General features: G+C 40.0%; 13 protein-coding genes and 1 pseudogene. 9 read left to right on the top strand and 5 right to left on the bottom strand.

Annotated features, from left to right (window positions below; genetic code table 11):
* The 3 genes and pseudogenes from NJ959_RS18640 to NJ959_RS18630 all read left to right on the top strand — a co-directional run.
* A pseudogene (locus NJ959_RS18640) lies at nt 1-217 on the top strand (Uma2 family endonuclease); the annotation flags it as partial.
* A 33-nt stretch (nt 218-250) separates the two neighbouring features.
* The gene (locus tag NJ959_RS18635; RefSeq protein ID WP_254013239.1) at nt 251-1,027 is read left to right on the top strand and encodes an ABC transporter ATP-binding protein; all 777 of its coding nucleotides are present in this window, start codon (nt 251-253) and stop codon (nt 1,025-1,027) included.
* Between the two features lie 39 nt (nt 1,028-1,066).
* Complete coding sequence (locus NJ959_RS18630; protein ID WP_254013238.1) at nt 1,067-1,318, top strand: DUF5678 domain-containing protein; 252 nt, start codon at nt 1,067-1,069, stop codon at nt 1,316-1,318.
* A 115-nt stretch (nt 1,319-1,433) separates the two neighbouring features.
* Here the strand turns inward: NJ959_RS18630 and NJ959_RS18625 are convergent, their stop codons facing one another.
* Complete coding sequence (locus NJ959_RS18625) at nt 1,434-1,907, bottom strand: TspO/MBR family protein (protein WP_254013237.1); 474 nt, start codon at nt 1,905-1,907, stop codon at nt 1,434-1,436.
* Nucleotides 1,908-1,994: 87 nt separating this feature from the next.
* Here NJ959_RS18625 and NJ959_RS18620 point away from each other — a divergent pair, with 87 nt between their 5' ends.
* A complete protein-coding gene (locus NJ959_RS18620; RefSeq protein ID WP_254013241.1) occupies nt 1,995-2,435 on the top strand; it encodes a DUF1636 family protein in 441 nt (146 codons plus the stop codon).
* Between the two features lie 104 nt (nt 2,436-2,539).
* Entirely contained in the window at nt 2,540-3,574 is a 1,035-nt protein-coding gene (gene cobW / locus NJ959_RS18615; RefSeq protein WP_254013236.1) for a cobalamin biosynthesis protein CobW, read from the top strand.
* Here the strand turns inward: cobW and NJ959_RS18610 are convergent.
* The 4 genes from NJ959_RS18610 to NJ959_RS18595 all read right to left on the bottom strand — a co-directional run bounded on the left by NJ959_RS18610 (nt 3,571) and on the right by NJ959_RS18595 (nt 6,458).
* Nucleotides 3,571-3,720 carry a DUF29 family protein gene (locus NJ959_RS18610; RefSeq protein WP_254013235.1) on the bottom strand — a complete coding sequence of 50 codons (150 nt, stop codon included), beginning with the start codon at nt 3,718-3,720 and terminating at the stop codon, nt 3,571-3,573. The two genes, cobW and NJ959_RS18610, sit on opposite strands and share 4 nt — an antisense overlap.
* A gap of 54 nt (nt 3,721-3,774) precedes the next feature.
* Nucleotides 3,775-4,029 carry a hypothetical protein gene (locus NJ959_RS18605; protein ID WP_254013234.1) on the bottom strand — a complete coding sequence of 85 codons (255 nt, stop codon included), beginning with the start codon at nt 4,027-4,029 and terminating at the stop codon, nt 3,775-3,777.
* 64 nt (nt 4,030-4,093) lie between these two features.
* On the bottom strand, nt 4,094-4,426 hold the full coding sequence (locus NJ959_RS31045; protein WP_507237491.1) for a PIN domain-containing protein: 333 nt from the start codon (nt 4,424-4,426) through the stop codon (nt 4,094-4,096).
* Nucleotides 4,427-4,541: 115 nt separating this feature from the next.
* A complete protein-coding gene (locus tag NJ959_RS18595; protein WP_254013232.1) occupies nt 4,542-6,458 on the bottom strand; it encodes a GTPase family protein in 1,917 nt (638 codons plus the stop codon).
* A gap of 447 nt (nt 6,459-6,905) precedes the next feature.
* Between NJ959_RS18595 and NJ959_RS18590 the strand changes: the two genes are divergently transcribed.
* From NJ959_RS18590 to NJ959_RS18580, 4 genes are all read left to right on the top strand, one after another.
* Nucleotides 6,906-8,207, top strand: a complete 1,302-nt coding sequence (locus NJ959_RS18590; protein ID WP_254013231.1) for an AAA family ATPase — start codon at nt 6,906-6,908, stop codon at nt 8,205-8,207.
* Nucleotides 8,207-8,839, top strand: coding sequence for an RloB family protein (locus NJ959_RS18585; protein ID WP_254013230.1), 633 nt, complete (start codon nt 8,207-8,209; stop codon nt 8,837-8,839). Before NJ959_RS18590 ends, NJ959_RS18585 begins: the two co-directional genes overlap by 1 nt.
* Nucleotides 8,840-9,024: 185 nt before the next feature.
* Nucleotides 9,025-9,153, top strand: a complete 129-nt coding sequence (locus NJ959_RS30235; RefSeq protein WP_256529417.1) for a GFA family protein — start codon at nt 9,025-9,027, stop codon at nt 9,151-9,153.
* A gap of 307 nt (nt 9,154-9,460) precedes the next feature.
* The gene (locus NJ959_RS18580; protein ID WP_254013229.1) at nt 9,461-10,687 is read left to right on the top strand and encodes a DUF4336 domain-containing protein; all 1,227 of its coding nucleotides are present in this window, start codon (nt 9,461-9,463) and stop codon (nt 10,685-10,687) included.
* The last annotated feature ends 180 nt before the right edge of the window (nt 10,688-10,867 follow it).

Here is a 10,867-nt window from a genome sequence, read left to right as displayed (position 1 = left end):
TGAAGATTTGGGAATTCCTGAATATTGGATTGTCAATGTCCAAGCTAGGCAAATTATAGCGTTTGCGATTGCAACTGATGGTAGTATTCGCCGCATTCAGGAATCCCAGGTATTACCCGGATTGAGATTAGCAATTTTAGAACAAGCCATTGGGCGTAGTCGTCAGGAAAATCAGTCAGCCACGACTGCTTGGTTAATCCAGCAGTTTCAGGCTTAATCTATTGCCTACTTTTCAACTAATCGAAGACAAATGACAAACAACCAACCACTACCTCCCTTACTCGCAGCTAATGGATTGTGTAAAAGCTTTGGCGGCATTAAAGCAGTAAATAATGCCAACATTACCGTAGAATCTGGTAGTATTACAGGTTTAATCGGTCCGAATGGGGCTGGAAAAACTACTCTATTTAACCTATTATCAAATTTCATTCAACCCGATACTGGTGAAGTTCTTTTTGATGGGGAACCAATCCACAATTTAGCATCCCATCAAATTGCCTTACAAGGAATGGTACGGACTTTTCAAGTGGCGCGAGTTTTATCCCGACTTTCTGTCATGGAAAATATGCTATTAGCAGCCCAAAAACAGACTGGTGAAAATTTTTGGCATGTTTGGCTGCAACCTCGTAAAATGATTCAAGAAGAACGTCAGCTTAAACGAAAAGCACTGGAAATTTTAGAGTCAGTGGGATTAGATAAAAAGGTAGCTAATTATGCAGGATCTTTATCTGGTGGGCAACGGAAGCTGTTAGAAATTGCTAGAGCTTTGATGGCAGATCCTAAATTAATTTTACTGGATGAACCTGCTGCTGGGGTGAATCCTACTTTAATTAATCAAATCTGTCAACATATTACAGAATGGCGGAAGGAGGGAGTAACATTTATGATTATCGAACATAATATGGATGTGATTATGTCATTGTGCGATCGCGTTTGGGTTTTGGCAGAAGGTAGCAATTTGGCTGATGGGAAGCCAGAAGAAATTCAGAATAATTCGGCTGTTTTGGAAGCTTATTTGGGGCAGTAGGATTAAACCGATGAAAACCTTTATGGAAATAGTTTCAGTATGACTAAACCATTTTCTCCACAAGAAGGGCGCGAAATGCTGAAGTGGTTGAATCGCCATCGCTGGATGTTGCTAGATTTATATAAAAATCAATATGTGGCTTATAATGCCAATGGGTTAATTTCTCATGGGGAAAAATTGGTAGAAGTTTTAGGATTAGCTGAAGTTTCAGATCAGCCTTTTTTGATTTATTTAGTACCTCGCAGTGTGGCTTCTGTCCAGATTTTATCAATTCAGAGAGGTGGTTTTTGATAAGTTTAATATTGAATTTCGCCAAGCTGAGGAAGACATTATTTTTACTTGGCGAGAAGAGGCTAGCTGAATGTTAGTAATAAGTGATATCAAAAAAGCGATTGCTGGTATAATGTTAATCATCTTCTGGATTAAGTCGAATCATCGCCCAAGTAGTGTAAGTGCCAATCGGACTCCAAATTATATAGGGTAAAAGCAAAAAACCTGCCCAAGTTGAGATAGGAAAGATTAGTAATGCTAAAATAATACTAATCAGCAAACCTGTACCGCCAATAATAGTACCAACTCTGAGACTTTGGAGTTTACACATGACAGGTGTATAGGATATAGTAACTATTTCTAGCAATAGATATAAACCCATTAATTGCCAAGTTTTTGCCAAGCCTGGGGCAATTTCCCACACTACATAAGCGGACCAAGCGCCACATATAAAAATAGTAATCCAAATAAACGGAATTGCCACCTCAAAGGTTAGCCATCTGGGGCGACGTAGGCGGTTAAACCAGCGGATATCGTCGGATGTCAGCCGATTGCCAGCGAAGACTATAATTAGGGTTATCAGCCCAATCACCATCCAAGATTTAATCATATTTTTCTTGCTTGTTTCAACAGGGACATGATACGTTACTATGATTGTACTGCTGCGGATTGGCGATCGCTGATTTTTTCAATTTCAATGGCAAATCAACATACTTTATTTGTTTGTACAACCTGTGCTAGTACTTGGCAAGACGGAAAACGAGTGGGTGAAAGTGGTGGCGAAAAACTTTTAGCTTCTCTGAAACAATTACAGGAAAACTGGTTTTACCAAACTGATTTTCCGATTCAAGCAGTAGAATGTATGAGTGCTTGCAGTCGTCCTTGTGCTGTTTCTTTTGCTGCTTTTGGCAAATATACTTATTTATTTGGCGATTTACCTATCGATGGGGAAAACTTGTCAGAAACTGCGATCGCGATCTTGGATTGTGCTACCCTATATTATACCAAACCTGATGGTTTATTGCCTTGGGCAGAAAGACCACAACCACTGAAAAAAGGTATTTTAGCCAGGATTCCACCTCTCCCCCAAATCACTATAACACGGGATATTTCTGAATTACCAAATTGTCGCTCGTAGTAAGCGATTTATCGCTTATATAGGCGATGAATCGCCTACTACGAACAACTGTTTTGGGCGATTCGTAACGTAAGTATTGTTAATTAAATCTTTGAGGTTTCTTCATGCACAAAATCCCCGTTACCGTCATTACAGGCTTTCTCGGCGCTGGCAAAACTACCCTAGTGCGCAACCTATTGCAAAACAATCAAGGACGACGAATTGCGGTTTTAGTCAATGAATTTGGCGAAGTGGGAATTGATGGCGAATTATTGCGTTCATGTCAAGTTTGTGATGATGGAGAAGAAATCCCTAACAACATTATTGAACTAACAAATGGTTGTCTCTGTTGTACGGTTCAAGAAGAATTTTTTCCCACCATGCAAGAATTATTGAAGCGGCGGGAACAGATTGATTGTATGCTAATTGAAACCTCTGGATTAGCATTACCAAAACCCTTAGTCCAAGCCTTCCGTTGGCCAGAAATTCGCAACGGTGCAACAGTGGATGGCGTAGTGACAGTAGTAGATTGTCAAGCCTTAGCTGCTGGTACATTAGTTGGTGATATTAATGCCTTAGAAGCACAACGACAAGCAGATCCTAATTTAGAACACGAAACCCCAATTGAGGAACTATTTGAAGATCAATTAGCTTGTGCTGATTTAGTCTTGCTAACTAAAATAGATTTAGTCGAAGAAGCAACCCGGACTAAAGTGGAAAAATGGCTAACTCAGCAATTACCAAAAGGTGTAAAAATTGTGCCATGTCGGGATGGAGAAATTAGCCCTGAAGTTTTGCTAGGTTTCAATGCTGCAGTCGAAGATAACTTAGATAATCGCCCCAGTCATCACGATACAGAAGAAGAACACGATCACGATGATGAAATTAACTCAGTCCAATTTATATCCGAGAGAGAATTTGAACCGAAAGCACTAATTAATAAGCTACAAATATTAGTACAAGAACAAGAAATTTATCGCATTAAAGGCTTTGTAAATGTTCCCAATAAACCAATGCGGATGGTGTTGCAAGGAGTAGGAAATCGCTTTGATACCTTCTACGACAGACTATGGCAAACTACAGAATTGCGACAAACGCGCCTAGTATTAATTGGTCGTCAACTGGATCGAGATAAAATAGAAATGGCAATTGCCAATTAACTCAGATACCCGATTTCTTCATACAAATTATCCCAATCCACGCGACTATAATCTTGTGCTTTCAGGCGTGCCAGGTTTGTTTTAACCCAAAGCACATAGTCTGTTTCGTACAGGCTTTTTTGAGTGGTTTGTAGGTTTGCTGTCATATTTTGCGCCTGCTTAAATTGCGCTTTTGAACTATTATAATAGACGGGGATAACTCATGTATCAAGGGGCAGATTATACTTGTGACGTTGCTCCATGGCAAAGTCTTGAAACGAGCGAAAACGCCCTACCTCAAAATCATCCAAACCCCGCTGAATTCCTGCAATAGCTTCTTCTGAATCTTGCAACTCCCAATCCAATATCCGTACCAACAACTCAGCCGCGACAAGGCTGATATTTTGTCCTTGTTGTGCTGCTTTCGCATAAAGTTTGGCTTCTATTTCCGGACTCAGAGAAATAACAATCGACATAGACCGATTTGCCTCAATATCCAGGCTGTCCCTGCTATTGTAGCGACAATAGCGATCGCGATCGCTATTGTCGCAGAATTGGGGAAAGCGGCGGTTGGGCAAGAGTTATGGACACAGACGGGATCGGGATTAATTTTATTTTAGGCGATCGCAGAAGCAAAATCCCAATCGAACCTGTAACCGAAAGTCCGCTTAATCTGGCAATCCGTCTACCTGCGACTTCATCAATACAGACAGTTTGAATATTTTCATTCATAGCTAACTGAATTACAGCCGCTTCGCCTCTATCTAGGGAATTGAGGATAATGGGGGAAATATTGAGAGGAGTTTGTTGTTTTTCCAGCCAAGTTGCTGCTGTAAATTCAGGGACGGCAAATCCGCTATAACCACCTGCCAGGATTTCTTGGCAGACTTCAAAAGGAACTAATACCTGAGTGTAGAGATCTCTTCTTTGCGTACCTTTGCGAATCCCTTTGCGCCCTTTGCGTTAAAAAAAATCTAATTCCCCACCATCAAACCTGCCCCAAATAATACTCAAACCTCTCCCTTAATTGTTCAACACTCAAATTCTGAGTCCAAAATTCCACCAAACCATGACCAAAAGCCCAAGCATTACCATCTGGAGAACCAGAATTTTCCAATAATAAAGGCCACAAAGATAACAAATCAAAATTCAGTGTCTTAGCATCCCCCGAATTTAAAAGAGAAAATAAATCATAAGCCATCTGAAGCTTCCCAATCACCACAGGTAATTGTTCCACAGGAATCTTCTCTGCTAAAATATAAGCAAGAGTAGGATTTCCTGTAGTTAATGTGGAAATAAATTGGAGGATGGGACTTTTCAGTAAAGCCGTTAATCCCTGTGTAGTGGCCATCTGTAAAGTGTAGCGATCGATAATTTTAGCAGCAGCTACAGTACGGGCTTCCAAATTACGCAAAAAACGCGCCAGACGTAATTGTTTAGCTGGTGCGATCGCATCTACTAATCCTAAAGATAGCAGATCTATACCCCAATCAATGCGAGCCATCTTGATATCATAAGTTACGATAGGCAAAACCAAATTACAAAACTCACCTAACAGTTTAGCCCGATACTCAGTCGCCTCTCGAATGGCAATTTCTTTAGCACGTTGTCCCGATAACCAATCATAGGGCGGATGCCATTCACGGATGGGACGAAGACGGTCAACTTGAGTTACTATAGTAATTACAGGTAAATCTGTAACCGCTGCTTTTATAGCTTGCAGAAAATCCACATCCATTTGTAAAGCAGGATCTAATGCTGGGGTAACTAATAATAGTAAATCTGCCTTACTAGCATAGTCCAAAACTTCCTCTCGTAGTTCACCACGATTCACTTGTTCGTAACCCGGAGTATCCCAAAGTGTTAAGGTTTCTCCACTTTCAGTTTGCCACTGGTAATTCTGAATTTTATCGGTACTGGGCAATATATCTACAGTGGCTAATTCTGTTTGAAATATTGTATTAATTAAGCTACTTTTTCCTGCACCTGTTCGCCCTACCAATAAAATATTAACAGGTTTTTGGGCAACGGCTTCAGGAGGTTCGGCTTTTTCCAGAATATCTCGTAAGGTTTGAGTTTTTGCCTTGGGTAAGGTGGGAGTAGTAACTGCAAATGTTTCTATGGGTAATGTATTACCGCTGTAAAGGTTAACAGCTTGCTGGCATAAGTTTCGCAAAGCTACTTCCCGCAACATCTGGCTTAAATTTACCAATAATTGTTGATTAGCTTGGCTAGTGTAACCCTGACTGGCTTTTTTTGCTACTGCGGCAACAGGGTTCAAAAGCCACTGTGCCCAATTCCAAGCTTGCCAGAGTTTACGAGCAGATGGTTCTAACTTGCGGTAAACTTCATAAGCTTGGTATCCTTGCCCAACTGTAACTTGATTGAGGACAGGAGATAACTTTTGCATCCACTGATCCACATCATCGACTGTGCCCCTAATTAATCCGTAAGCTTGGGGGATGTAAATGTTGAGTAGGGGATATTTGACTTCAGGATGATAGATATGCGCGATCGCAATTACTAAATCCTGACATCGCTGCCAAAATGTTTGCCAGTCTTCCCAAATTGGTGGATCTGTTTGTGCTGTTATCAGGATATCTCGTAGTGCAGTTTCTGCTTGTTTACTTGTGTCATTTGTGGTGAGGACTACTGTGGTTTCGCTGGTGGTATATTCTAGTTTGGCACTGACTTCTGCTAATACCGCTTCTAACTGATCTACGGCAGGTTTTGTCCATTTTACTAATAACCAACGCCAACCTACTAACAAAAGAGTAAATATACCCCAAATCCAACTAATTCCCCAGGCGTGAATTTGCAATCCTGCGGATATCATCAGGAAAGTGACGATAATTGCGATGGGGGTGGCTAAGATGAGCCATTGCCATGGTTTTAAGCGAATCATTGTTTTTTATCCAGTTCGGTTAGATATATCATACTGGTAGAGTAACCAGGTGGGCGTACATAAATCTCTTCTTGAGAAGTCGGGTTTCTTGAAAAAACCCGACTTCTGGGAACTTTTAAGTTTAATTATGCCTATCTGCTGAAGCTGTGGGGCATTGAATTTGGATACCTCCACACCCCACACCCTTTTCAAAAATTTCAATATCCTGCTTAGACACACAACAGCTTATCCGCGATCGTGGTAAGTGGTAAACTTATTAGGACTTACGCAAAGAAACCCGGTTTCTACATAAAATAGTGGGTTTAGACGATCAATCTTGACGAAGAAACCGGGTTTATGACGACGTGTGCGTAACTCCTACTTATAAATTCTATTTTCTAATCTCTTAGAGATCGTTTAAGATTTAGGTGAATATATCGCAAACAACTGCCTCTCTAAATCTTAACCATGCTTGTAGACTTCACCGTCAAAAACTATCGCTCCATTAAAGAAGCCGTTACCCTCAGTGCGGTTGCTCAAAAATCAACTTCTCGTCGCACTAGCCAAAGGAGTAAACGCCAGGGGATTAAGTCAGATGCGGAAATTACACCGGGACATCATCTTGAAGGTTGGGATATTAATATTTTGCCAGTATTGGCTATTTTTGGTGCAAATGCTTCTGGTAAAAGTAATGTTATTCAAGCACTCGATTACTTATTGATGTTGATGGCTCATGGTAATAATCAGACTCGAAAGTTACAGAAAGTTTCTAATTATGCCAAGGTTACTCCCTTTAAATTAGATAACATTTCTGCTAAAGAACCTACACGATTTGAACTACGAGTTGCACTAGATGAATCTATCTACACTTACTCGCTGATTCTTAATCAAAGTCATATAATTTCAGAGAAACTAGATTATACTTCGCCTGATACTAAACGTATTCGTCGTTTATTTGAGCGTAATTGGGATAAAAGTGTCAATAATTTTATCTGGAAAAATGGTTCTGATTTTGCCGGATCTCATACTAAATTACAACAAAATATCAGAAAAGATGAATTGTTTATAAGTTTAATCTCTAGACTAAATATAGATGTGGTTAAAGAGCTATGTAGTTGGCTGAGAATTCGTTTGCCAGGAATTAGTCTAGGAATCGAAGAAACCGATATATTGTTTATTGCTAATGAACTAAACAACGACGATTCTATACAAATTGAAATTAGAGAACAGATAATGGAAATTATAAAAAAATTTGATACAGGACTGGCGGAAATTGATATTCGGACGCAAATTGAATATCCAGACGATTATGAAATATATGCTGTCCATCATACCAGTGACGGTAACAAAATTCTCTGGTCTTTCAATGAAGAATCTCTCGGAACTCAGCGCTTACTTAGTTTAGCTTACCGAATGTTATTTGCTCTTCAAGGAGGTGGATTGACAATTGTAGATGAATTAGGTACTAACATTCACCCAAATATTGTCAGCACTATTATCAACATGTTTCAAAATCCCCAAACAAATCCCAACGGCGCACAACTTATTTTTACCAGCCATGACAATACATTACAAAGAAATAACTTATTACGACGAGATCAAATTTGGTTCACCCAAAAGCGTCTAGACCAAAGTACTGAGTTATATCCCCTAACTGATTTCCGTATGAGTAACGACTTAGCAATTGACAAAGCTTATTTAGATGGCAGATTTGGTGCTGTACCATTTCTCCCATCTAATGAAGAAATGATTTTAAAGGGTGAGAAATAGTGTCAAAAAATCTCAAGCGTCATCCACCTAGCAGAAATACTGCTAAAAAAATACTAATTGCTTGCGAAGGTAGTAAAACAGAACCAGATTATTTTGAGAGTATTCGTCAAGATTTGCGTCTGCGAACCTTGCAAATTATTGTGTTACGTCATCAAGGCAAAACTGACCCGCGCAGTATCATTGAACGAGTAATTGAAGAAAGACAGAAAATGAAACTTAATCAGAGATGGACTGAAGGAGATACAGCTTGGGCTGTGTTTGATGGAGATGAACATATAGAGAAGAGTCTCGATCATTGGTGTGGTGCGATTAATAGGGCTAAAAGTCAAAAAATTCAGCTTGCCATTACCAATCCCTCTTTTGAACTTTGGTATCTAATTCACTTTCGAGATCAATTTTCACAAATCAACCGTCATCAAGCTATTGCTCTTCTTAAAGAATATATACCCAACTACGATAAATCAAAATGCTTTTACCCAAAACCTCTGAAACCATTAACCAGTGAGGCAATTAAACGTGGAGAAAAAATGGCGGGACAAATTCAACGGGCTGGCTTAGATGAATACTCAAATCCCTCCTGCAATGGATTGCCTAATCTAATTCGACTTTTACTTAATTTGGAGAAAAGTTAGCCCAATTATTGGTAGAGAAAATCACTTCAAGTACCATAGCGATTGACAACTGGGTGAGCAACAATTTGGGTATGGGCAGGTTTTATATATAATTTGTTTGTGAGATTACCAGATTAATCCCACTCTCACTCCCCGACAAACATCTGTATTCTAGCAACTTACGTTATGAGAAACTTTAAGCTAAAATGACAACACATTTTACTGGCGGTTGTATGTGCGGTGCCATCCGTTATGAATGTTCAGCAGCACCAATTGTGACAGGAAATTGCCTAAGTTTCCCAAGTTGCCGTCAAAATAGTGCGATTGGGACTTAGTTTAAAAAGATTCCGTAATCATTTGGTCGCTTAGAAAATCAGGTTTTTACCCAAAATATCGCCAGCTATACCATTACGAAATTAGAGGAATTATTTTGTGCCGTTAATTATTTATTTGAGCTTGCTACTCATGATTTAGAAGCGAATCCTACCGATGAATTGCGATCGCGGTAACCTCCCCAAACCCAAATTAAAACCAGAAAAAACCTGCCTCCTGGGATCTGCGTTACACTAATCTGCTAAACTCCAAATTCAGAGAGAAAATAAAAATAGCTTTACCATTGGGAATTTACAAGGGGGTTGTGGAGTGAATCACGATGAACGTCCAGTAACTGTAGAAGAAATTAATCCCAGGGACTTTTCCTGGCGATTCTGGTTCACTTTACCACTTTACCCCTACAGCAAGCGACGCACTATCCGCCAAGAAGTGGTAAGGGATACAGTCTGGACTTTTGACCAGATTCAGGGCATTTTATACGTGATCGTCCCCATTCGGATGACTGTGGTTAAGTTGGAAGGAGGGGGTTTGTTAGTTTATGCACCTGTTGCGCCCACAAGAGAATGTATTCAGCTTGTGAATGAATTAGTGGCACAACATGGAGATGTAAAATATATTATCCTACCTACTATCTCCGGACTAGAACATAAAGTATTTGTTGGTCCTTTTGCTCGATTCTTTCCTCAAGCAGAGGTATTTCTAGCACCCAATCAGTGGAGTTTCCCTTTAAATCTACCCCTAAGTTGGCTAGGTTTACCTCCTAAACGAACTCAAATATTACCAGAAGATAGCAGTAAAGCACCTTTTGGTCAAGACTTTGACTACGCAATCTTAAGTCCAATAAATCTGGGGTTGGGTTGGTTTACAGAAGTCGCATTTCTCCATAAGCGATCGCAAACTCTCTTAGTCACAGATTCAATAGTTTCTATCCCAGAATATCCCCCCGCAATTGTCCAATTAGATTCATATCCTTTGCTATTCCATGCTAGAGATAATGCTTTTGATATCCTGACAAATACTCACGCTAATCGCCGTAAAGGATGGCAGCGTGTTTCCCTATTTGCTATGTACTTTCGCCCTAGCGTTTTGGCAGAAATAAAATGGGGTGAGGTGTTGAGAAATTCCCTTAAAGCACCGGATCGTTCCCGTAAAGCCTATTTGGGATTATTTCCTTTCCAATGGCAACCAAATTGGCAGGAATCCTTTGATTTACTGCGAGGTAATGGTAGGTTACTTGTAGCACCTGTTTTACAAACGCTGATTCTCAACCGCGCTCCAAAGGAAACTCTTGCCTGGGCGAATCAGGTAGCTAGTTGGGATTTCAAACGGATTATTCCCTGTCATTTTGATGCCCCACTTACTGCACAACCCTATCAGTTTCGCCAAGCATTTTCATTTTTGGAAAAGCAACCTACTGCGGGTTTATTGAGTAGTATTAGTTATTCTTTGCCAGAGGAAGATTGTCAGCTAATTAAAAAGATTAATGCAGGTTTGAATAAGAGTGGAATTGTTCCACCTGCTAAGGAGAAGGTATAGGAGAGAATATGGGATGGGATCTGAATATTGAAATCACCGATCCGGAACAATACATTAAGCAACTACCAACAATCAGTAATCTTCACACCAAGGAACATGAATTCTTTGGTGAAATGCGCGGTCAAATCTATCCTTCTGCGGGATAGATTTGCGATCGGGAGCAGGAGGCAGGAGGAAGGG

Source organism: Limnofasciculus baicalensis BBK-W-15 (genome assembly GCF_024178385.1).
Lineage (GTDB): Bacteria > Cyanobacteriota > Cyanobacteriia > Cyanobacteriales > Coleofasciculaceae > Limnofasciculus > Limnofasciculus baicalensis.
Note: the sequence above shows the minus strand (reverse complement) of the source record. Positions and strands in the feature narration are given on the sequence as shown.